The sequence below is a fragment of the Leptothoe spongobia TAU-MAC 1115 genome (assembly GCF_018739885.1).
Lineage (GTDB): Bacteria > Cyanobacteriota > Cyanobacteriia > Phormidesmidales > Phormidesmidaceae > Leptothoe > Leptothoe spongobia.
In genome coordinates this window covers 1-23,096 of record NZ_JADOES010000062.1, presented here as the reverse complement: position 1 = coordinate 23,096, position 23,096 = coordinate 1, and the positions used below count along the sequence as shown (strand labels likewise).

Below are 23,096 nucleotides of genomic sequence, written 5' to 3'. Positions count from 1 at the left end.
GGAGGATCTACCGATGGGGGTGGTCTGCTGGGTTTTCTAATTCTCTATTCTTCTGGGCTATTTCAGCGAACCATGAGACAATACTCAACGCCAAAAGCGATATCTCATCCCCTCCTGGGAGGGGCAACGGGGTGGGTTGGCCGATAGCGCTAGATGTCGAAACCCACCCCGCCTTTCAGGCACCCCTCCCAGGAGGGGATTTAATCGGAATATTCTCTTTTAACTCTCAAATAAAGACAATGCCGAACAGGCACCACACTTAGCACAGCCCGCCTTCATGTCACTGGACAACAGATTCGCCTGCTTTAGCATCTGGCCAATGCCCTGATACAACTCAACCATAAACCCACTGCTGGGAGGTGCATGATCTGCCAGGGGGGTCCCTCCAATGGGTACAAACGGCACCACAAAGGGATATACACCAATATCAATCAGCCGCTCACTCATCTCTAATAATGTCTCTTTACTATCTCCCAGTCCGGCTAACAAATAGGTGCTCACCTGACCCCGACCAAAGACGTTTGTTGCGGACTCGAATGCTTTGAAATAATAGGAAAGTGGTACCTTTGCTTTACCAGGCATAATCCTGGCTCGCACCTCAGGATCTGCGGCTTCTAAATGCATCCCTAAGCTATCAATTCCCGCTGCCCGCATGCGCTCAAACCAAACAAAGTCATTAGGAGGTTCACACTGGGCCTGGATGGGCAGCTTTACCCTCGCCCGAATTGCCTGGGCGCACTCTGTGAGATAAGCAGCTCCCCGATCGGTGGTATTCGGAGTGCCTGTGGTCATGATCATGTTTTCCACACCGTCGAGGCGCACGGCAGCCTCAGCGACCTCGGCTAGCTGTTGTGGTGTTTTTCGGGCAATGGTGCGATCGGCGTCTAAAGATTCTCCAATGGCACAAAACTGACAGGCTGTTTTCTGATTCTCGTAGCGAATGCAGGTTTGGAGAACGGTGGTGGCTAGCACATTATGACTGTGGAGCAGGGCAATTTTCCAATAGGGAATGCCATCGGCGGTGGCAAGATTATAAAACCTCGGCTTGTCTGGAAAATCCAGCTGGGTGATAACCTGACTGTCTTTAGTCAGAACAGCTTGCCCTGCTTCATTGTGTACACCATAGGGAGACTGGGCCGCACCATCGGTATACACCGGTACCATGACTGTTGTTTCACCGATGATGACCGCTTTATGGTCTGACGGACCGGCTCCTCCCTTACGTCCCGATGCGCCAGTATCGGTGACCAGGTTAAGTCCCTTGGCCTGAAGCTCGGTAATCACCTGCTGTGAATTCATGATCGAATAAAAAGAGATATTTGAATTGAATGATTGAAAACGTTTATTCGGGCAACACTTCGGGTGGAGGCTGGTAGGGTGGGCAATGCCCACCATCCTCAACCGGTGTCGTTATTTCTGGACCAACAACAGAATAAGCAGATTTATGCACCGAAAGCTGCAACAGATCAGGGCGAGCATAATGGCCCACTGAGTCCATCATCCGTTTGCGTTTGGTGATCAGGGAGAAATCTAGGGTTGCGATCGCAATTCCCTCCCCTTCCCGAATCGGCTCACACAACGGTACCCCTTCCGGACTAATAATAGTGGTGTAGCACCCACCCCGTAAAACCTTCTCCAATCCTTCACTGGGGGCAATCTCACTCACCTGCTCAGCCGTCAGCCAGCCGGTGGAATTCACCACAAAACATCCCGATTCCAGCGCATGGTGCCGCAACGTTACCTCAGTTTGGTCCGCAAAAATCTCCCCCACCATGGAGCCAGGAAACTGGGCACAATGGATCTGCTCGTGGTCCGCCATCAGGCTATACCGGGCTAACGGGTTGTAATGCTCCCAACAGGCCAAGGCTCCCACCCGACCCACCGCCGTATCACATACCTGTAAGCCCGAGCCATCCCCCTGGCCCCACACCATGCGCTCATGGTAAGTGGGGGTAATCTTCCGACGTTTGAGTAAACAACTGCCATCTGCATCAAAAATCAGCTGAGTGTTATAAAGAGACCCTTTATCCCGCTCATTCACCCCCAGCACCACCACCATTTGGTGGGTCCTAGCGGCCTGACTCACCGCATCGGTCACCGGCCCCGGCACTTCCACCGCTTCCTCGTAGAGCTTCATATGCTCTTTGCCCATGAGTACCGGGGGCAGCACAAAGGAGAAATAGGGATAATAAGGAACAAATGTTTCCGGAAAAACAATTAATTCTGCGCCTTCTTTGGCCGCATCATCAATCGCCTTTAACACCTTTTCCATCGTGCCTGAGCGGCTGTGGAGCACAGGTGAAATCTGTACAGCTGCCGCTCTCACGGTGCGAGAGTAGTCCATAGTTACCGAACCTTCCCTAAATTCTCCCTTATAGGCTTCCTTACATTGTCCAAGTATCAAGAATAAACGCCCCTTCTTTACGATGCACGAGTACAATATCCAGCACATCCAGGGGATTAATGGGAGTAATACCGGGAATCAATGAAGGTTCACCATGGCCATAAAGCGCCTGGAGAGCAAAGCGACAGGCATATACTTTGCCACCTTCTTCCATCAATTTCACCAGCTGGTTATTCATGGCCATGTGCCCAGGAAAAGCCTCGTCTCCCAACTTCGGAAACCCTCGCTGTACCCCCAGGGTAACCCCAGGGCCATAGAGCAACACCGATGTCTCAAACCCTTTACGAATAAGGCGAGTGGCTTGCAACAAATTAACCAAACCAATGGAGCCCTCAAAGGCGACCGTGTGAAATGTCACCAGCGCTTTCTCACCGGGCTCTGCTTGAACATCCGGAAACACTTTTTCTTCGTAATCAACAAAGAAATCACCAGTCTTGTGGGCGGGGGCGGTTACTTCAGGCATTCGGGTCACTCCCAATGTGAATTTGTCAGCAGCTTAGAAGGTCTGAGAACCAATTCTCGTATCTGTTGCTACAAAGTGACAAAGCCTGACAAATGGGACAGCTAAAACGATTTAATGATTATGAGAGATAAGACAAATGACAGGTAAACGGACAACACCCTGTCAAAAAGTGCAGGTTCTGCCCTTGGATTTTAGGACAGGTGGTTCTGATTTGGGAGCAATAGCCTTTACCCAGGGCCTGTCCATAAGCCGAGCTTGTGGTCTTTGGTAGCCCTTGCTACAGGTTGTTGCGGAGATGATTTCTATGGTTGAACTATGCCCGTTTGTTATCAGGTATCCACACCATGCAGGTCCTCACAAATTCCCATTTTCCCGTTGCCATCATTGGTGGAGGCCAGGCCGGGCTGTCCATTAGCTACTGCTTGAAACAACGGGGTGTAGATCACATTATTTTTGAAAAAAATAAGATTGCACATTCATGGCGATCAAAGCGATGGGATTCTTTTTGTTTGGTAACACCCAATTGGCAGTGTATGCTACCGGGCTATCCTTACCCTGGCAATGACCCCAATGGCTTTATGCAGCGAGATGACATTGTTCGGTATATCGAAGAGTATGCTGATTCCTTCAAACCGCTGCTTAAGGAAGGGGTAACGGTTTCAAAAATCAGTAAGCCTGAAAATGTTTTTGAAATAGATACCTCCATTGGTCACTATGTGGCGGACCAGGTGGTAGTGGCCACCGGCGGCTATCACACTCCTAAAATTCCTAGGATGGCAGAAAGACTGCCCAGGTCCATTACTCAACTGCATTCATCAGAGTATAAAAATCCAGACGCCTTGCCGGATGGGGCTGTATTAGTTGTTGGAACAGGTCAGTCGGGCTGTCAAATCGCAGAGGATTTGCACCTGGCAGGGAAGCAGGTTCACCTATGTGTTGGCGGTGCGCCCCGTGCGCCCCGGACCTATCGCGGTAAGGATGTGGTGGACTGGCTTGACCAGCTGGGCTACTACGATATGTCCATTGATGATCATCCCCAAAAAGAGTCCGTCCGCACTAAAACAAATCACTATGTCACCGGACGCGATGGTGGTCGAGAGATTGACCTACGACGGTTTGCCCTGGAGGGGATGTGTCTGTATGGCAAACTCAACCATACCGATGGAGCACAGCTGAAGTTTAACGATGATCTCAAACATAATCTTGATCAGGCCGATGCAGTGGCTGAGAGCATCAAACAAACCATCGATGCCTACATTGACAAACATCAGCTAGATGCGCCGATGGACCCACCCTATCAAGCGGTATGGCAGCCGGAAACAAGTCCGCTGTCCTTAGATTTAGCAACAGCCAATATTACAACGGTGATTTGGTCCACGGGCTACCACACGGACTTTAGCTGGATCGATATTCCTGTGTTTGATGGTAAGGGGTATCCTGGTCATGAGCGAGGGGTTAGTGCTGCCAAAGGTCTGTACTTCTTAGGATTACCTTGGTTATATACCTGGGGGTCAGGACGATTCTCCGGGATTGCTCGGGATGCTACTTATTTGGCTGACTGTATTGCGTTAAAAAATAAAGTATTGCCTCGACAGTTGGGGCGAAACGTTAATGAAGTAGCCTTAGGATCGTAGTGAGTTGTCGCTCTGTTTTTTTATCATGGGTTTATTTGATTCGTCTGCGGCTAATAAGATATCGCCTGCCCAGCTGCAACAGCTTAAGGCTTGGGTATACCAGACGTTATCCTTGGATGAGTCTAGCACCCCTGTTTCTATTAGTCAGTTGACCTGTACAGAGCCAGGTTGTCCACCATTAGAAACGGTGATTGCTGTGATGACACAGCCGCCGAAGACCTATAAGATTCATCAGCCTGCGGTGGAGATTGAAAAGGATGATATTGTGCAGGCGTTAAATGCAAAAGACAGTTAATGGTTCAGAGCATTATGAGTCTAGATGTCTCATCCGATGCCCATGTCAACTCAGTACGCCAATCTTAACAAATAGATAGACCATTTTGTTTGCTATGAACATTTCTAGGGTGGTTCGCTTCCCATAATCGTAGGCAATGCGTTTGAGAACAATTGCCCTATGGTCACTGCAGCACCTGAAGTGTTAAAGACTGTTCCTGTTACGGTACTCACAGGATATTTGGGGGCTGGGAAGACGACATTGCTCAATCACATTCTCACCCATGAGCATGGTCAGAAAGTGGCCGTAATTGTGAATGAGTTTGGTGAGGTGGGCATTGATAATCAGCTGGTGATCGACGCTGATGAAGAAATCTTTGAGATGAATAATGGCTGCATCTGTTGCACCGTAAGGGGTGATCTCATCCGTATTATTGGTAACCTGATGCGGCGACGGGACAAGTTTGATCACCTGGTGATAGAAACAACCGGGTTGGCGGATCCGGCTCCGGTGATTCAGACCTTTTTTGTGGATGAGGATATCCAGTCGCAGCTGTTGCTAGATGCGGTGGTGACGGTAGTGGATGCGAAGCATATTCACCAACATTGGGATAGTGATGAAGCCCAGGAGCAAATTGCCTTTGCCGATGTGATTTTACTCAACAAGGTGGACCTGGTGACACCGGAGGAGCTAGACGATCTGGAGAGCAAAATTCGTGACATGAATGCCCTGGTCAAAATCTATCGTACTCAAAACTCTGAGCTGCAGATGGAGTCTATTTTGGGGGTGCGGGCGTTTGATCTGGATCGAGCCTTAGAGGTGGATCCTCTATTCTTGAGTGAGGATGCCCATGAACATGACGAGTCGGTTTACTCGTTGGCATTTGTGGAAAATGGGGCATTAGATAAAGAGAAACTGAATACCTGGATGTCGGAATTATTGCAGACTAAGGGACCTGATATTTTTCGGATGAAGGGGATTTTGAATATTCAGGGAGAGGACGATCGCTTTGTCTTTCAGGGGGTGCATATGATTTTTGATGGTAAGACTGAGCGTCCGTGGAAGCCGACAGAAACGCGCAAGAGTGAACTGGTCTTTATTGGTCGAAATCTAAACGAGGCTGAGCTGCGAGAAGGCTTTCGAGCTTGTTTGGTATGACGGCAAAGATGCGCTCAAAAAAGAGTTCAAACAGTCGCCCTCGTTCAACTATATTTCAGGTTCACTGGCACGGGGAGTTGCAGGATTATATAACGGCCCTTGCCTGGTCTCCTAGTGGCGATTATTTGGCAGTTAGTTCTGCTAGTGGCGAAGTTGTTGTTTGGTCCGAGACAGACCTGGTTTCTTTGTTGCCTGCACAACCGGACAGTACCATTGATTGTTTAGGATTTTCTGCAAATGGCAAATATCTGGCGGCAGCGGGGCAGCAGGGAGATGTGTTTCTCTGGCAAACGTCTGCTTTAAACCAGCCGCCAACGGTTTTGCAAAATCCTCACTGTTGGATTGATCAGCTGACATGGCATCCAGGGGTTTCCTGGTTAGCTTTTGGTGCGGGAAATCAAATCCAGGTGAGAGATTGCGGAAGTTCACAATCTCTCACCTGTCTGGATTTCAAAGATTCTTCTGTGCTGGCTCTAAAGTGGCACCCTGATGGTACGCTGCTGGCCACTAGCGGTCATACGGGGGTAAAGGTGTGGCAAAGCACTGACTGGGAGGCTGAGCCTGAGTTTGTTGAGGTGCCGGGGGCCAGTATTTCGGTGGACTGGTCTTTGGATGGTCGTTATTTGGCGTCCGGTAATCTGGACCGAACGTTGACGGTGGTTTCTTGGGGAAATCCGCCACCCTGGCTGATGCAAGGGTTTCCTGGCAAGGTTAGGCAGGTGGCTTGGGCCGCACCCATGGCAAATCAGCCATCGCTAGTGGCAGCGGCCTGTGTGGAAGGGGTAACGGTGTGGCAGCGCCAGGGACAGGGATGGGAGAATCGGGTGTTGGCTCATCATGAGGGGACAGTGGTTGCGATCGCATTCCATCCCACCCAACGCCTACTCGCCTCTGCTGCCCAAGATGGCCAACTTTGCTTGTGGAAAAATGCTAAGTCTTTGCAACAAACCCTGAAAGGCGTGGCTTCTGGTTTTTCTGCGATCGCATGGCATCCCCAGGGCACCTATCTAGCTGCAGGCGGCGACCAGGGAGAACTCCTGATTTGGAAACCGACAAATCGAGGCCAGGGATTCCAATAAGCGTAACTGTCCTATATTTGCCGTTGGCGGAGCAAAGTCGAAGCCAATGTTCTCTACCATTCTTTACCCAGGAAATACATGGGACCGTTTAAAGTAGAGACGTTAAGGATGGCTCCCCAGCAATGACTGCTATCAATCTCAACTTAGAACCCTTAGTCGAGGAACTGAACCATGACCAGTTCTACAGACTATGCCTGGCAAACAAAGATATTGCCATGGAACGGAGTTCAGCAGGCCAGCTAATTATTATGTCCCCAGTCGGTGGTGAAAGTGGCAGACAGGAAGCGAACTACATCATCGATTTAGGTATTTGGAATCGCCAAACTGGTTTAGGGACCGTATTTAGTTCTTCAACGGTTTTCAATTTGCCCAATGGGGGCGATCGGTCTCCAGATGTAGCCTGGGTTCAGTTAGAGCGATGGAATGCGTTGACGCCAGAGCAACAGACAAAATTCCCGCCCATCTGTCCTGATTTTGTGATCGAACTGCGGTCTCAGAGTGATCGGTTGAAGCCGCTTCAGGAAAAAATGCAGGAATATCTTGAGAGTGGCTTACGACTTGGCTGGTTGATTAATCCCCAAGGAAAAACCGTTGAAATTTATCGCCCAGGGCAAGCAGTAGAGGTAATAAAATGTCCAGCTACGGTTTCAGGAGAAGAGGTTTTACCTGGATTTGTTTTAACAATTAAGTAAAAGAACACTTACTGAAGCGAGACCTCTAATAGCCACGTTCTATGCTGGACTAGTGGGGCATTTGTGCCAAAAATCCTAAGGCCGAAAGATATACTGGGTTAGCCCATCATCCTGAAGCTGTTATGGCGAACCTCAAACGCACCCGTGAGGACATTTTAAAATCGGTAGTCAATACGGTCCATCGTCAGGGGCTCACTGCTACAGGATTAAGCAAACTGTTTAAGGTCAGCGGCGCATCGTCGGGGAGTTTTTACAACTACTTCCAGTCAAAACATGAGTTGGGCCATGCTCTGATCGACTTTGAATGGTCACAGCTCCAGGCCAATGTGCTGGAACCTGCCGTGTCCCAAAGTGATGACCCCATTGAGCAGATTTTTTGGATTCTAGACCGATTAGAAGCAAAACAGCTGAAGGAACCTAAATGCGGCGGCTGTCTGCTAGGCAATTTGATTGTGGATCTGGTAGAACAGGACGACTCCTTTCGCGACCATCTGATGCAGATATTTAGCAAATGGGAAGGTGCGATCTCACAAACCCTACGTCAGGCAAAACCCCAGCTAAAAGACGAAGTGAACCCAGAACATCTCGCCGAACAAATCATCACGGCTATTGAAGGCGCAATGCTCATGGGTAAATTGCATCGGAGCAAGAGCCGACTGAAGCGAGGGTTTAATCTTGCACGACAGGTATTAAGAAATGCAATACTCTAAACTCTCACAACACTACTCAGGAGAATCAATCAAGCCTGGATCATCCTCAGGACGAGGTCCCGGTGCAGGCCAGAAAAATCGCCGTTCTTCTTCTTTGATCGGTTTATCGTTAATGCTCGCTTCCCGACGACGCATCAACCCATCATCATCAAATTCCCAATTCTCATTACCATAGGCCCGAAACCACTGGCCCGCATCATCATGCCATTCATACTGAAACCGTACGGCAATGCGATTCTCCCCAAAGGCCCACATCTCTTTGGTTAACCGATAGTCTAGTTCCTTATCCCACTTACGGGTTAAAAATTCTCGAATAGCCTCTCGCCCCTGAAAAATCTCAGCCCGGTTCCGCCAGTGGCTATTTTCTGAATAGGCCATGGAAACTCTCTGGGCATCGCGGCTGTTCCAGGCATCTTCAGCCATACGAACTTTCTTTACAGCAATCTCATAGGTAAATGGGGGGACTAGTTTTGGAGCTGACATAGGCAAAAGTCCTGAGGAATTAATCAAAAGGGTTCATGCTCCTTACTTATACCCGTCGATGTTCTTGTTTAGATGGGATGAACTTTGGCAAAACTGGGACTTTCTTGAGATTCTTTATTCTCCATTACTTTCCCATGCGAAATTCTGGCTATCTGCCGCCAATATCGCAGGGCAACCACAAAACCACAAGGGATTGTTTTACAATCCCCGATTGCCCCTACAGGGTGGTTCATTTTTAATTGAGGTGACTGAATTCGGATTTTGTATGACCAATCAATAACATTTCGCTTTCAACCCTTGGATGTTTCTTGTATCTTAAATAGAGTGATCATTCTATTTGGATAGAACCATGGCCGAAGCCACTACCATGACCGCTGAGGTGACAGTGCCCCTCACACCCATTCCCCAGGATGGACTCACAGAGTTAGCAGCAAAAAATAAAGCTAACCCTGCCGATAAAACCCTCAAGGTAAAAACCGTCTGCACCGGTAAGTTCCGCAGTTTGAACTATGCCCGTGACCTGGAGGCCTTTACCATTGATGAGCCCCCCGTTCTCCTGGGTGATAACACCGCTCCCAACCCCTCTGAGATTGTGCTGGGAGCGTTAGGCTCTTGCTTGGTGGTAGGTATTCAGGCCAATGCAGCTGCCAAAGGTGTGAGCCTGACTAAGCTAGAGATTTTCCTGGAAGGAGACATCAACATTGTCAGTACCTGGGGGACTGGAGAGCTGGACAAGCCTCAGATCGGGTTTACGGATGTGCGGGTGAAGGTGGACATCGATGGTGACGCCGATCGGGCTGTGCTAAAGGAGATGGTGACCCATGCCAATACCTGGTCACCAGTGTCTGCAACATTGAGCAATCCCATGCCGGTATCAGTTTCAACGGTTTAAGTTGGGTTGTTGGATTAGGTTTAACTAAGAATCCACAACTCATTTGAGAAGCTTGACGATAATTGATTCCCCCTGGTAAGGGGAACCGTCAGAGAGGAGTTTTCGGAATCTAGCGCTAGTGGTCAACCCACCCCACCCTCCGGGCACCCCTCCCAAGAGGGGAGACCCCTCCGCCTACGGCACCTCCCCTTTTAAAGGGGAGGACCTTGTCAGGCTTTCATGTTGCGCTCAGGTTCTTGGTCATGGAGTTCTTAGCTGAGTGAGCTGAGTCGAACCCAGCGGAGTAACGCATCACTCCTTCAACCCATTCTCCAAAACCCACCCAGAGATCAATACACCCAGCATTATCAGACCACTCACACACATCAGCATCGCCATGCAAACTGTTTCAAAACCTTCAAAGCGCGGGCTATCTCTGGAAAACTTAGGTACAGACCCAGCTATTGCCGAACTACGCACTGTGATTAATCAAGTGCTAACGCCTAAGGTGCAAGATATTGATCTCAAGGGAGAATATCCAGGTCAGATTATGCATCAATTGGGACAGGCCAATGCCTTTGCCCATGCTGTATCAAAAGGTTATCAAGGGTCGGGTAAGGGACTGAGAACAGCGGTTCAAAGCATCGAAGAAATTTCTAAGGATTGTCTTTCCACTGGGTTTATTGCTTGGTGCCAGGTAGCGTGCACTTGGTATTTGCAAAATACTCACAACACCGCCCTGAAAGCTGACATGTTACCTAGGGTCGCTACGGGAAAAGTGCTGGCGGGCACAGGTCTGTCGAACCCGATGAAACACTTTGCCGACATTGAGAAAATTGCCCTCACGGCGACGCGGGTGGATGGGGGCTATGTCATTAATGGCATGTTGCCCTGGGTGTCCAACCTGGGAGCTGGCCACTATTTTGGCATTGCTGCGAAGTTGGCTGACTCAGAAGAGTACATGATGGCCATTGTCTCTGACGAATTAGACGGTATGTCCCTGCGGCTCAACGCTCATTTTATTGCCCTAGAGGGAACGGGGACCTACAGCTGTGTATTTCGCCATGCGTTTGTTCCTGATGCATGGGTGTTAGCCTCTCCCTGTGAGGACTATGTGACCTGCATTCGCCCTGGATTTATTTTGACCCAGGTGGGGATGGGACTGGGGTTGACCGATAGCTGCATTGAGCTGATGCGACGGTCCAATAAGCGTTTAGGACATGTGAATTGCTATTTAGATGATCAGGTTGAAGATCTCATGGCCGATTTACAGCTGGCTCGACAGCGCACTTACCGGTTGGCCGATCAGCTGAATGATTGTACAGGGGTGGCCGAGCCACAACTGACGCGGGAGATTATACAAGCTCGGGCAACCGCTTCAGAACTGTCATTGCGCTCCTCCCAGGCCGCCATGCTCCATGCCGGGGCCAGGGCCTATGTGCATGGCAGTGCGCCTGAGCGTAAGCTACGGGAGGCCTATTTTGTGGCGATTGTGACGCCTGCATTGAAGCATCTTAAGAAGATGTTGGCGGATATGAAAGAAGCAGTATTGCCAGTCGCGTAGTCGCGTAGTGGGCATTGCCCACCATCTGAATATATAGAGCCATAGCAGAAATTAATCTCTGTTAAACGGTAGTCGTTTTCACAAAAAACGATTGGAATAAACGTTCTAATAGATGGCACTAGCCCTTATCCAAAAACGACCCTATGGTATCGATCTCTGGTCAGCCCCGCCAATGGGATAATCTCTCATGTGAACAGGGAGATGTAAGCACGATTTCCACACGCTGTGTCATCTGCGGTAGCTTTCACTCTACGCAGGATCATTGGCGCTTGATGGCTGAAGCCGAGATGCCTCAAAACCCGGCTGACTTAATCGATGACCTGGTTAAGATGCGGATGTATCAACCTGCCGCTATTGAGACAGCGGACGCCATCAGTCAGGCGGAGCTGCGGACGGCTTTGTTTGTCAGTATGGTGGGTAACGGCAAACCCAAGCGGGAGAAACTGGTCCGAGATTTAATTCAACTGGCGGGGGGGCTGGACCAGGCCTTTAGTGCGGCCTTTGGTCCTAAGGCGGGAGAGTTTTTTACCGATGCTAAGCGCATGAGCCAGGTGACCCGGCGTAAGTTCTTGCAGAACATTGCCGTCGGAGCTGCCCTGGTCACCTTGGCTAACTGTGGGTCCACTCCAGATGTGGCAGAGGATCCTGGCGATGCTGCACCGGTTGGGGAGCTGGAGAAAAACAACTTGAAGGTGGCGTTTTTGCCCATTACCTGCGCGACACCCATTATTATGTCGAAGCCGTTGGGCATTTATGAGAAGCACGGCCTCGATGTGGAGCTGATGAAGTATGCTAGCTGGTCGGTGGTGCGAGATGCTGCGATCGCAGGCGAACTCGACGCCTATCACATGCTGGCCCCCATGCCCATTGCCATGTCCCTCGGCCTGGGTTCCACACCTTTCTCCGTGAAGCTAGCCAGTATCGAGAACAACAACGGCCAGGGTATTGCCGTAGCCAAGAAACACCTGGGCAATGTGAACGGGCCCGCCGACTTTAAAGGCATGACCATCGGCATTCCCTACGACTATTCCAACCATAATCTGCTGTTGCGCTACTATCTGGCTACAGGGGGACTAGATCCAGATAACGATGTGAAGCTGTTGATCTTGCCGCCGCCGGATGCGATCGCAAAAATGTCCACCGGTCAAATCGACGCCTTTATTTTGCCCGACAACTTTACCCAGCGAGTGGTCCAGGACGACATCGGCTTTATCCACCTGTTGACCAAAGACCTGTGGGCCGGACACCCCTGCTGCGCCTTTGTCGCCGCCCAAAACTGGATTGATGAAAATCCCAACACCTTCCGTGCTTTAAATAAAGCCATTATCGACGGTGCTACCTATGCTAACAATCCTGCCAACCGCAAAGAAATTGCCGCAGCCATTGCCCCACGAGAGTATCTCAATCAACCATTGCCAGTACTAGAAGCCGTAATGACCGGCAAATTTGACGACGGTCAGGGCAATACCTTTGATATTCCCGATCGGATTTACTTTGATCCTTACCCCTGGAAGAGTTTTGCCAGCTGGATTAGTACACAGCTCGTGCGTTGGGACTACACATCAGCAGATAAAGTCGCAGGCGGCGGAGAAGAATTTTTCTTGACAGACCTGGCGCGGGAACTGGCCGAGGAGCTAGGGGTGGATGCACCAGACGAACTCTCAAGAATTGAAACCATGAAATTTGGCGATTTTGACCCAAGCAATCCCGATGATTATTTAAAACAACAGATTGATAAATTTGGCGTTTAGGGATGAGGATTTAATAACGTCCGCAATTTTGCTTGAGGCAAAGCAGAATATCTTTATCCCCTCCTGGGAGGGGCAGTTCAGGGCTGTTTCATTGTCTGGACAGAAAATCTGAAGGCATTGAAAGCTCATTTGAGGAAAGGCATGCTCTACCTGGAGGTGGGCCAAACAACAATGCGATAACCTGATTAATCGACCCCGCCGTAACCCCTATTTATGCAATTAAGGATAACTCAGTAGGCTGGGTTCTAGGGCGGCCTCCCGGCCCTAGCCATGGGGGTTTGGGGAACTCGGAGGGACCCCAAGCAACACCTTTATAAACTCAACCAACCGCCCAAACTATTTTCCCAGCTAAAAACCATAAGCTTAATTTTCAACAAGCCTTTAATGCAGAAAAAGCAAGAGCTATTTGTCATAGTAGCTCTCGCTTTTTCCTGATTGATAATGCCATCGCTATCAATTTCTTATACAGAATTCTGACTAATAGCCCCGGTATTGAAGGGCTGGCACAAGGCACAGCCCCTACAAGATTATCCATATTAAATCGGGGTGAATTAATTCAGATTTGGCATTAAACCTGTGTACTCCTATGACTTACAGCGCATGCAGCTTTTCTTGCAGCTTTGCTCGCTGTTGTTCCACATTTATAGGTTTGTAAGTCAATTTAGACACCACAACAAACGCAATCAAACCAACTATCGGACTGATGAGAGTAGGAAACCCATCAAAATCCAGGGTAAACAGACCATTCGGAATATACAACAGCGTATTATCAATGCCAAACATGGTCGGCATCAGAGCAAACAGCACCAGTCGGGTAATAGAACCCGCAATAATGCAAGCTAACGCCCCCTGACGAGTAGACTTTGTCCAAAATAATCCACCGATCAGAGGCACCACTAACCCAGCAAAACCCAAGTCAAACCCCAGCAGCAACAGCACCCCAGTCTGGGGCACCCGCAATCCCAAAAATACCCCCAGTAGAGTAATCACGATCGACAAGACCCGAGTGACTAGCAACAGCCGATCGCCACCGCCGCCACCGTGAGCCGCCGCCCCATGGCGAATGCCAAAAACATTGTGCGCTAATACTGAGGACGTGCCTAAAATTGCCCCATCTGCTGTAGAGAGAGAGGCAGATAAAATAGCCGCCAGTACAAGTAATCCCAACACAGGGGGCACAACATTTTGCAACAGGGCAAATAATACTGGGCCATTGGCTGCCACTCCAACTTGCTCCAGAATGCCGTTGGCAGACAGGGCAATGATCGAAAAGGGGATGCCGATAATCAAGGTGCCAGCCGAGGCAACATAGCAGGCTTTTTGAGCTGTTTCTGGGCTTTCCGCTGCAAAAATCCGCGCCATAAAGTCAATGGCAACCATGTTGCCAAATCCTAGGGCCAAAAGGCTTGCCCAGTTAATGGCAGCGCCTGCCCCCACCGAGGTCAGCTGTTCTAACGCCAGGGGACCCGTGCCAGGGGCAATCTCTAGACCAAAGTTAGCTAGCAAAAAGCCAAGTAGGCCCACAGTGCCCACAAGGGCAATCAAGATTTGGATCGCATCGGTATACGCAACAGCGAAAAGTCCTCCGGCCACAGTGTAAGCAAATACAAGCGCAGCCAATAATGTAATACCGCCAATGTAGCTTGTTCCTAGAAATGTCTGGAACATAAAGCCTCCGGCCACCAGATTTCCAGCCAGTAAAAATGAAAAGCTGACGGACATAATACAGGCGGCCATTAACTCCACCAGACGACCATACTTAACCCGATAAAAGTCAGGTATGGTGATTAACCCCATGCGGTTCATGGGTTTTGCTAAAAACGTCCCGGTTAAAAACAAGCATAGAGACAGGCCAATGGGTAAAGCAGCCCCGGCCCAAAAGCCAAATTCTGCCGATAAATCGGTGTTGCCCAGGGTGGCGTTAGAATCAACGGATTGAGCCATGAGCGTAGCGGCGGCCAGGGGCAATGTTAGCCCGCGTCCAGCCACCAAGAAATTGACGCTATCGCCTTTAATTTGCTGGGAAGCCCATACGCCCACCCCCAACGTGCCTAAGAGAAATGTAATAATTCCCCAGGAGAAAACGGTATGTTCCATTTATCCATCTCCAAATTCAAACATCACAACCTCAAGTCAGTAGTTAAAACAAAACCCGAGAGAAACCACTAACCTCAATCAAGGTCAACAGAATTCTCCCGGGCTTTTATCCCTCCGTGAACCAGAAAACGCTCTATTAATACGTTTTCTGGCTGCATCTCTCGGACCGAACACTTAGCCAACTGGCAAAGTTGGAACCCTAGATGCAAAGCTTTAAATTGTTGTTAACTGTAAGCCGCTCGTTAGAAAATCTCTAAATATAGATGGGTAACAAACGTTTAGCTAACTGCTATATCTACCTTATATCAGTAGCTTATGGAACAATAAGTGTCTCTTGATACGATTTATCTTTAAAGGTGTCAATGCTTCCTGACTTTTAGTCAGCAGACAACGACAGCGGTAACATCACCTTAAACGTTGTGCCTTCACCTAGCTGACTTTTAACCTGAATATCTCCCTGTTGAAAGTCTACAAATTGTTTAACAATACTCAACCCCAATCCAGTCCCTGGAATATTACTCACATTCTTACCCCGGTGAAATGGTTCGAATAAATGGGGATAATCCTCCGGTGGAATGCCTAAACCATCGTCTTTTACTACGAATACTGCCTGATCCTTATGTCGGAATAACGATAAACAAACCGATTGTCCATTGGGCGTATAACGAATTGCATTGGACAGAATATTCGTCAAAATTGAGCGCAGCAGTGTTTGATCTAGCTTGGCAATCAGGGGCTTATGGCGTCCTGAAAACTCTAACTGTCCCTGCTTTGCCGGTAGCTCAGATAGCAGATTACGGCAAAAGTCCACTAGATTTAAGGGCTCAGGATTGAGGCAAAGCCGCTTGGCTTCTAACTTGCCTAGCACCAAAATGTCATCAATCATTTGGGTCATGCGCTCGACATTTTCTTTGATGTCCAGCAAATATTGATCTTTCTGCGACTGAGACAATTGCTCATGATAGCGATTTAAAGACGATACCGAGAGGGCAATATTGTTCATCGGATTGCGAAACTCATGGCAAACCATGGACACAAACCTGGACTTAAGATTGCTTAACTCTCGCAATTGTTCATTCGCAGTGTAGAGTTCAGCCGTGCGTGCTTGTACCTTCAGCTCCAAGTCTTCATTCGTCTGTTGTAAAACAGACTCGGCCCATTTGCGTTGGCTAATGTCGCGAAAGGTGACCACTGCTCCAATCAGTTCACCATGTTCGTCACGCATGGGTGTACTGATATATTCCACTGGAAAGCAGGTGCCATCTTTACGCCAAAATACTTCATCGGTGACCCGTTGGACATGGCCTCTTTGAAAAACGTCATAAATAGGACAACATTCTCTGGGATAGGGACTGCCATCACTATGGGAATGGTGCAGCACCCGATGCATTGACTGTCCGATTAGATCCTGCATGTCCCAATCGATCATGGCGGCTGCCGCTGGGTTTACGAACGTCACATTCCCTTGCAGGTCCAATCCATAAACACCTTCCCCCACCGCGTTGAGAATCAGCTGATGCTGGCGGCGCAAGGCTGCAAGCGCCTGATGATCTGAACGGTTGGTGGAATCGTATGATTTCATAAAGTTGTTCAAGACTGTAGTGCAGTACACCACGACTGGTTCTTAAAACCCTTACATATTTAGGGAGGTGTCGAGAAACCATCTCGACTAAGGATTATCGATCTTAGTTTCCATCCTAGATGGTAAGGGCCATGGTGAAAACGATTCTTGTTATTGAAGATGAGGCCCAAACAAGAGAAATTTTTCTCCGATGTTTGCAGTTTGAAAATTTTAAGGGTATTGGGGCTGAGAATGGATCTACCGGTGTCAGGCTAGCGACGAAACATCAGCCTGATCTGGTGGTTTGCGACATTATGATGCCAGATATGGATGGCTATGCCGTCCTATCATCCCTCCAACAGAATAATGCGACGGCGTCCATTCCATTTATTTTTCTAACGGCTAAGGTGACGATGGCAGACCTACGTCAGGGGATGACCTTGGGGGCAGATGACTATTTGACGAAACCCTGTACGGTGGAGGACTTTTTAGATGCGATCGCATCCCGCTTAAAGCGTCAAGAAGACCTCAAGCGCGGGTTACAAACGGCCCTGCCCCCCTCTCCTGATACTCAGTCTCAAAAGGCAACAACCGCTGAAACAATCTTTCCTGATTGTCCTCGACTGACAGCGGTGTTCGAATTTATTGAAGCCCATTACCAACAGTCCATTAACTTGACCGACGTCGCCCAGGCCGTTGGTTATTCTCCCGCCTATTTGACCAATCTATCCCAAAGCCATACGGGACGTACGGTAAAGGCGTGGATCATCGAACGTCGCATGGCTCAAGCGCGACAATTGCTAGCCAGCACGGCTGAATCGATCAAACAGATTGCCGATTCTATTGGCTATGCCGATGCCAGTTATTTCACCCGACAATTTCGTAAACTCCATGGTGTGACTCCCCAGGTATGGCGCAGTCAGCCCAATCGGTAACAACCGCAACAAAATTTCCTGCTTGGGCTCACCCAATTCGTAACAACCGCAACAAAATGACCTGATCAACAACAAACAGACTTAAAAAGTCCTAGTTTTTCAAAAGATAGTCCAATGTAATCCCTGAATGGGATTGGTATAAATTACACTATCGAACCCCGTGAATATCATTAATCAATTACTAATCGATAGTCGCAGTCAACGCTAGCTCAGGCGAGTATTCCTATGGTTTCCACATCTACACAAACCGATCAGAAATGGGGCAATCTGAATTGCGATCGCGGTAATCTCACCGACTTTCAGATGGCCTGTATCATCTGCGGTGGTGCTCACCTAACCATGTCCCACTGGGAATTTCTCCAAACCATGCCCCAGGACCCGGTGGATATGGTGGGAGACATCGTAAAGATGGGTCTCTATAAGGATGAGCAGCTACGGGCCGCAGACACCGTCAATGCCTACGAGCTACGTAAGACTCTCCTATTAAAGGCAGCAGGTCGCGGCGATCCCAAGCGAGAACGGTTGGTGCTAGCGCTAGCAGAACAGGCGGGTGGCATCGAAAACGCATTTTCCGCTGCTTTTGGTCCCCAGGCTGGTCTCTTCTTTAATGACGCCATTCGCAATAGTAGCTTTACTCGACGAGAGTTTCTCAAGAACTTGGCCATTGGTGCGGCCCTGGTTACCCTGAGCAACTGCGGCGGCAAGCCTGATGAGCCAGCAGCGGTTGATGAAGCCGCTCCGGTGGATACCTCTAACCTGGAGAAAACAAACCTCAAGATTGGCTTTATTCCCATTACCTGCGCCACACCAATTATTATGTCGGAGCCCCTGGGCTTCTATTCCAAGTATGGCTTTAATGCAGAAGTGGTGAAGATGCCCAGCTGGGGTGCGGTGCGCGATTCGGCCATTGCTGGTGAGCTAGATGCTTATCACATGCTGGCCCCCATGCCCATCGCCATGACCTTGGGCCTCGGCTCTGCCTCCTTTGGAGTAAAACTAGCCAGCATCGAGAACATTAACGGTCAGGCCATCACCGTAGCCGAGAAGTACAAGGGCAAGATTAACGGACCTGCTGACTTTAAGGGCTTTACCATCGGCGTACCGTTCCCCTACTCCATGCACAATCTGTTACTGCGCTACTACCTGGCGACCGGTGGCCTCGATCCAGATGTGGATGTCAAAATTCGTCCCGTTCCTCCACCGGATAGTATTGCCCAGATGGTGGCCGGTGACATTGACGCTTATCTAATGCCCGATCCCTTTAATCAGCGGGCTGTTTACGAAGGGGCTGGGTTTATCTTTAAGCTCACTAAAGACCTGTGGCCAGGACATCCCTGTTGTGCCTTTGCCGCTAGCGACCAGTGGATTGATGCCAATCCCAACACCTTTAGAGCCCTGAACAAGTCCATCATTGAAGCCGCTGGCTATGCCAGAGATCCAGCTAATCGTCCCGAAATTGCCAAGGCCATTTCCGAGAGAGCGTTTCTCAACCAGCCCGTAGAGGTGGTAGAGGCTGTTCTCACCGGTAACTTTGACGATGGTCAGGGCAACACTCTGGATGTGCCGGATCGGATTGATTTTGACCCCTATCCTTGGCAAAGCTTTGCCAACTGGATTTCATCTCAATTAGTCCGATGGGATCTGCAAGGCGATGGCACCGTGGCCCAGGCCATCACATCTGACACCTATGACCAGGTCGGTAAGGATATTTTCCTCACCGACTTAGCCAGGGAGTTGGCCCAGGAGGTCGGATTGAATCCGCCTGATGATATCTACCGTACCGAAACCCTTGAATTTGATTCGTTTGACCCTGCGGATCCAGCCGCCTATGTCAAGGAACAGATCGACAAAAATGGTGTTTAACCATGGATATTAGAGGTTTAACATTATGGCCGTGAGTCAGCCAACTTTAAATAAGACCAGCACCAAAATCTCTAACAGTAATGCTCCCTGGCTTAATGAGAACATTCAAGCCCTAGGTCTATTTCTCATTTCGCTCCTACTGTTTCTACTATTTTGGGAAATTGGGGCCAACCTAAAGCTATTTGCTAAGGGGATGCCGAATGCCTCAACCACCCTCAAAGAACTCTGGTGGTGGTCCACTCATCCCTTCTTTGATAACGGTCCCAATGATTTGGGCATAGGCTGGAACCTGTTGATTAGTCTGCGACGGGTGACCATTGGCTACTTTCTCGCCTCAATCATTGCCGTTCCCCTAGGGATTTTGATTGGTATCTCTCCCATTGCTTACAGAGCTTTCAATCCCTACGTTCAGCTGTTAAAGCCCGTCTCTCCCCTAGCGTGGCTACCCTTGGGGCTGTACATCTTTCGAGATTCAGAGCAAACAGGGATTTTCATCATTTTGATATCTAGCATTTGGCCCACACTCATTAATACTGCTTTTGGTGTGGCCAATGTAAATCCTGAATATCTGGATGTATCTAAAACTCTGGGAGCGTCAAGGCTGCGCACCATTTTTAAGGTGATTATTCCCGCAGCTTTGCCGAATATCGTGTCAGGGTTACGTATCAGTATGGGGATCTCATGGTTGGTGATTGTTGCGGCTGAGATGCTATTGGGGACAGGGTTAGGCTACTTCATCTGGAATGAATGGAACAACCTCTACATCCCCAATATCCTGGTAGCTATTTTTATCATTGGTCTAGTGGGGCTAATCTTGGATAACATTTTTGGTGCCCTAGAAAAATTTGTTGCATTTGGACGTAAAGCGTGAGCATTGCTTCCGTCAATTATTCCAGTAATGGTACCGTGTCTTCTGAATCTGAATTTTCTTCAGCCCAGCTTTCCATTCGCAATGTGACGAAAGTGTTTGCCGGTAAGAGGGATCTCTTCAGTAAGCTATCGGGCAAAACATCCCGAGACTTTATAGCTATTGAAGACATCAGCCTGGACATAGAACCCAACACATTTGTCTCCATCATTGGCCCCTCGGGCTGTGGTAAGTCAACGTTACTAAACATGGTAGCCGGACTATCGGACGTGACTCGGGGAGAAATATTACTCAACGGGTTGCCGATTCAGGGGCCAGGTCCTGATCGGGGCATGGTATTTCAAAACTATGCCCTGATGCCCTGGATGACCGTGGAGGAAAATATTCGATTTGCGGTCGAGACAGTTTATCCCAACCTATCGCCTAAACAGCGCACCCGTAATATCAAAGAACAGATTCAGCTGGTGGGTTTGGAAGGAGCTGAGAAAAAGCATCCCCATGAACTATCGGGAGGGATGCGACAGCGGGTGGGCATTGCCCGTGCCCTGGCCATTAATCCTCAGATTTTACTGATGGATGAGCCTTTTGGTGCCCTGGATGCCTTAACCCGTGGCTTTTTGCAAAGCGAGGTGGAGCGCATCTGGGAACAACAGCGCAAGACCGTGATCATGATTACCCACAGTATCGAGGAGGCGCTGCTGCTATCGGATCGGATTGTTATGATGACCCGAGGTCCAGCCGCTCGCGTTGACGAGATCCTAGAAGTTCCCTTTCCTCGACCACGGAACCGAGAAACCATTGACCAGCATCCGGCGTATCACGATTTGAAAGCCGAGATGGAGCGCCATTTGTTCCGTGAGACTCGAGCTGTAGAGGAGTCGCGGATTCGTTAACGACTGTCCAGTAAGTGTTTTCCTTTTCAATTATCGAAATCAAGAGGTAATTTTTTGTTATGGCTATTCCCGAAATTTCTGCCAAGTTTCTTGCTGCAAAGAAAGAGAAAGGTCTGACATTTGCTGATCTTGAGTCTAAGTTAGGCTACGACGAAGTCTGGATTGCTTCGGTGATTTATCGTCAGGCCAGTGCTTCTGAAGAAGAAGCCACTAAAATTGTTGAAGCCTTAGGTATGGGGCTAGAGTTTGTTGAGTATTTAACTGAATGTCCAATGAAGGGTGGTTTAGACCCCCTCGTACCCACCGATCCGCTGATTTATCGCTTCTATGAGATCATGCAGGTTTACGGAGTCCCGGTTAAGACCGTTGTCCATGAGAAATTTGGCGATGGTATCATGAGTGCGATTGATTTCTCCATTGACGTGGAAAAAGAAGAAGATCCTAAGGGCGATCGCGTCAAAGTTATCATGTGTGGCAAGTTCTTGCCCTATAAGAAGTGGTAAGAAGCGATTTGTGCTGCACTCTTTAACCTCTTCTAACAGCTTTACACTCCTAATTATCAATTTCGTTTCTCCCTGAAGGTTCCATGTTAGCCTCTAATTTCTCTAAATTTTCCTTTGATCCCTCAAAGCCAATGACTGCTAGTGTTCACTTTGTAGGTCGGATACTACTTGGGTTATTGGTACTGATGGGAATGCTGTCGCTGGCAGCCCCAGCTTTTGCTCACCATCCATTGGGAGGACGTTTACCGGCCAATGCTTTTGAAGGGTTGATGTCTGGTATGGGGCATCCCATCATTGGCTTAGACCACCTGGCCTTTGTGATCGCGGCAGGTTTGATTGCGGCCACTCGTCCCAAAGGTGTGGTGATTCCCATTATGTTTGTGCTGGCATCCATGGCAGGCACCGTGATTCATCTGATGTCTTTCGACTTGCCTGCACCTGAGTTGGTGGTCTCAGCCTCAGTCTTAGCATTTGGTGTCATTTTGGCTATGGGAGATCGGCTCAGCCTGCTAACCGTTGCCTTACTAGCTACGGCTGCCGGTATTTTTCACGGTTTTGCCTATGGTGAGGGTATTTTCGGTGCAGAACCCACACCGATGGTGGCCTATCTAATTGGCTTTACAGCTATTCAAATGGTAATTGCCCTGTTATTTTCTGCCATTGGTAGCAACGTTATCAAGCGTTCAACGGCTCTACCTCCTTTGAATTTGCTGAATCTCAGATTTGCTGGATTCACCCTGGCTGGCATTGGTCTGGCATTTTTGTCATCCGCCGTTCTCGGTTAAATAATTCTCGCTTTCCTTAGGGGCTGACTCCCACCTTAAAGCATGGCACTTCTAGTCTAGCTAGAAGTGCTTTTTTATCGGACAAGTTCAATTATTGACGCCGAATAAAAGATATCTATCAATCTAATCAAAATCTTTATTGTCCTAGAGAGTACCGAAAAAGTATCTGTATCTTTATTTACAGATGAATATTTCTGCCATCGATTTAAATGGAGCAAATTGATAGGGATCCTCTCGCTATGAAGTCTCATTATCCTTGGCTTAGAAGAATTTCTCTCTCTTGTGCGCTTACATTTTCTGCAATTTTCATCGCGTCTTGCTCTGCTCCTTCCAATAGTGAGAATGCTGACGGCTCATCTGAGGCAGGCAGTGTATCTTCTGGTAAAGGAGACGTTATCCGCATCTCTATCGGCACCCAGGACCAGGTGATTAATACCGCTGTTGGCGGGGCTACCGTCCGAGAATTAGGGCTCTTAGAAAAGCATCTACCAACAACTGGCAAATACGA

21 protein-coding genes, 1 pseudogene and 1 riboswitch are annotated in these 23,096 nt (G+C 48.9%); of the genes and pseudogenes, 16 read left to right on the top strand and 6 right to left on the bottom strand.

Annotated features, from left to right (window positions below):
* Nucleotides 1-219: 219 nt before the first annotated feature.
* The 3 genes from IXB50_RS20875 to IXB50_RS20865 are packed head-to-tail and all read right to left on the bottom strand — an operon-like array spanning nucleotide 220 to nucleotide 2,867.
* Entirely contained in the window at nucleotides 220-1,299 is a 1,080-nt protein-coding gene (locus IXB50_RS20875; RefSeq protein WP_215610931.1) for an MSMEG_0568 family radical SAM protein, read from the bottom strand.
* 43 nt (nucleotides 1,300-1,342) lie between these two features.
* Nucleotides 1,343-2,344, bottom strand: a complete 1,002-nt coding sequence (locus IXB50_RS20870) for a Nit6803 family nitrilase (protein ID WP_246564820.1) — start codon at nucleotides 2,342-2,344, stop codon at nucleotides 1,343-1,345.
* 40 nt (nucleotides 2,345-2,384) lie between these two features.
* Nucleotides 2,385-2,867, bottom strand: a complete 483-nt coding sequence (locus IXB50_RS20865) for an MSMEG_0572/Sll0783 family nitrogen starvation response protein (protein ID WP_215610930.1) — start codon at nucleotides 2,865-2,867, stop codon at nucleotides 2,385-2,387.
* 344 nt (nucleotides 2,868-3,211) lie between these two features.
* Here IXB50_RS20865 and IXB50_RS20860 point away from each other — a divergent pair, with 344 nt between their 5' ends.
* From IXB50_RS20860 to IXB50_RS20835, 6 genes are all read left to right on the top strand, one after another.
* Nucleotides 3,212-4,501 carry an MSMEG_0569 family flavin-dependent oxidoreductase gene (locus IXB50_RS20860; protein ID WP_215610929.1) on the top strand — a complete coding sequence of 430 codons (1,290 nt, stop codon included), beginning with the start codon at nucleotides 3,212-3,214 and terminating at the stop codon, nucleotides 4,499-4,501.
* Between the two features lie 25 nt (nucleotides 4,502-4,526).
* Nucleotides 4,527-4,796 (top strand): hypothetical protein, encoded by a 270-nt coding sequence (locus IXB50_RS20855; protein ID WP_215610928.1) that lies wholly within the window; start codon nucleotides 4,527-4,529, stop codon nucleotides 4,794-4,796.
* A gap of 159 nt (nucleotides 4,797-4,955) precedes the next feature.
* A complete protein-coding gene (locus IXB50_RS20850) occupies nucleotides 4,956-5,933 on the top strand; it encodes a CobW family GTP-binding protein (RefSeq protein WP_215610927.1) in 978 nt (325 codons plus the stop codon).
* Nucleotides 5,930-7,012: a WD40 repeat domain-containing protein gene (locus IXB50_RS20845; protein ID WP_215610926.1), complete on the top strand. Its 1,083-nt coding sequence runs from the start codon at nucleotides 5,930-5,932 to the stop codon at nucleotides 7,010-7,012. The genes IXB50_RS20850 and IXB50_RS20845 overlap by 4 nt, the downstream gene beginning before the upstream one ends.
* A gap of 122 nt (nucleotides 7,013-7,134) precedes the next feature.
* Nucleotides 7,135-7,704, top strand: a complete 570-nt coding sequence (locus IXB50_RS20840; RefSeq protein WP_215610925.1) for a Uma2 family endonuclease — start codon at nucleotides 7,135-7,137, stop codon at nucleotides 7,702-7,704.
* 122 nt (nucleotides 7,705-7,826) lie between these two features.
* Nucleotides 7,827-8,414 (top strand): TetR/AcrR family transcriptional regulator, encoded by a 588-nt coding sequence (locus tag IXB50_RS20835; protein WP_215610924.1) that lies wholly within the window; start codon nucleotides 7,827-7,829, stop codon nucleotides 8,412-8,414.
* A gap of 12 nt (nucleotides 8,415-8,426) precedes the next feature.
* On the opposite strand, the gene IXB50_RS20830 is transcribed toward IXB50_RS20835, so the two are convergent.
* A complete protein-coding gene (locus IXB50_RS20830) occupies nucleotides 8,427-8,897 on the bottom strand; it encodes a nuclear transport factor 2 family protein (RefSeq protein WP_215610923.1) in 471 nt (156 codons plus the stop codon).
* A gap of 349 nt (nucleotides 8,898-9,246) precedes the next feature.
* On the opposite strand from IXB50_RS20830, the gene IXB50_RS20825 reads away from it, so the two are divergent.
* From IXB50_RS20825 to IXB50_RS20815, 3 genes are all read left to right on the top strand, one after another.
* On the top strand, nucleotides 9,247-9,789 hold the full coding sequence (locus IXB50_RS20825; protein WP_215610922.1) for an OsmC family protein: 543 nt from the start codon (nucleotides 9,247-9,249) through the stop codon (nucleotides 9,787-9,789).
* A gap of 376 nt (nucleotides 9,790-10,165) precedes the next feature.
* The gene (locus tag IXB50_RS20820; RefSeq protein WP_215610921.1) at nucleotides 10,166-11,332 is read left to right on the top strand and encodes an acyl-CoA dehydrogenase family protein; all 1,167 of its coding nucleotides are present in this window, start codon (nucleotides 10,166-10,168) and stop codon (nucleotides 11,330-11,332) included.
* 143 nt (nucleotides 11,333-11,475) lie between these two features.
* Entirely contained in the window at nucleotides 11,476-13,083 is a 1,608-nt protein-coding gene (locus tag IXB50_RS20815) for an ABC transporter substrate-binding protein (RefSeq protein WP_215610920.1), read from the top strand.
* A gap of 591 nt (nucleotides 13,084-13,674) precedes the next feature.
* Here IXB50_RS20815 and IXB50_RS20810 read toward each other — a convergent pair.
* Complete coding sequence (locus IXB50_RS20810) at nucleotides 13,675-15,180, bottom strand: sodium:solute symporter family protein (RefSeq protein WP_215610919.1); 1,506 nt, start codon at nucleotides 15,178-15,180, stop codon at nucleotides 13,675-13,677.
* A gap of 93 nt (nucleotides 15,181-15,273) precedes the next feature.
* Nucleotides 15,274-15,394: riboswitch (guanidine-I (ykkC/yxkD leader) on the bottom strand.
* Nucleotides 15,395-15,556: 162 nt separating this feature from the next.
* Nucleotides 15,557-16,762, bottom strand: coding sequence for a PAS domain-containing sensor histidine kinase (locus IXB50_RS20805; protein WP_215610918.1), 1,206 nt, complete (start codon nucleotides 16,760-16,762; stop codon nucleotides 15,557-15,559).
* Nucleotides 16,763-16,893: 131 nt separating this feature from the next.
* Here IXB50_RS20805 and IXB50_RS20800 point away from each other — a divergent pair, with 131 nt between their 5' ends.
* The 7 genes and pseudogenes from IXB50_RS20800 to IXB50_RS20770 form a co-directional block, all read left to right on the top strand.
* The gene (locus IXB50_RS20800; protein WP_215610917.1) at nucleotides 16,894-17,676 is read left to right on the top strand and encodes a response regulator transcription factor; all 783 of its coding nucleotides are present in this window, start codon (nucleotides 16,894-16,896) and stop codon (nucleotides 17,674-17,676) included.
* Nucleotides 17,677-17,901: 225 nt separating this feature from the next.
* Nucleotides 17,902-19,539, top strand: coding sequence for a CmpA/NrtA family ABC transporter substrate-binding protein (locus IXB50_RS20795; protein ID WP_215610916.1), 1,638 nt, complete (start codon nucleotides 17,902-17,904; stop codon nucleotides 19,537-19,539).
* Between the two features lie 25 nt (nucleotides 19,540-19,564).
* Nucleotides 19,565-20,410: a nitrate ABC transporter permease gene (gene ntrB, locus IXB50_RS20790; protein ID WP_215610915.1), complete on the top strand. Its 846-nt coding sequence runs from the start codon at nucleotides 19,565-19,567 to the stop codon at nucleotides 20,408-20,410.
* The gene (locus IXB50_RS20785; RefSeq protein WP_326520863.1) at nucleotides 20,407-21,300 is read left to right on the top strand and encodes an ABC transporter ATP-binding protein; all 894 of its coding nucleotides are present in this window, start codon (nucleotides 20,407-20,409) and stop codon (nucleotides 21,298-21,300) included. The genes ntrB and IXB50_RS20785 overlap by 4 nt, the downstream gene beginning before the upstream one ends.
* A 59-nt stretch (nucleotides 21,301-21,359) precedes the next feature.
* On the top strand, nucleotides 21,360-21,803 hold the full coding sequence (gene cynS / locus IXB50_RS20780) for a cyanase (RefSeq protein ID WP_215610914.1): 444 nt from the start codon (nucleotides 21,360-21,362) through the stop codon (nucleotides 21,801-21,803).
* 131 nt (nucleotides 21,804-21,934) lie between these two features.
* The gene (locus IXB50_RS20775; protein WP_215610913.1) at nucleotides 21,935-22,588 is read left to right on the top strand and encodes a HupE/UreJ family protein; all 654 of its coding nucleotides are present in this window, start codon (nucleotides 21,935-21,937) and stop codon (nucleotides 22,586-22,588) included.
* Between the two features lie 239 nt (nucleotides 22,589-22,827).
* A pseudogene (locus tag IXB50_RS20770) lies at nucleotides 22,828-23,096 on the top strand (ABC transporter substrate-binding protein); the annotation flags it as partial.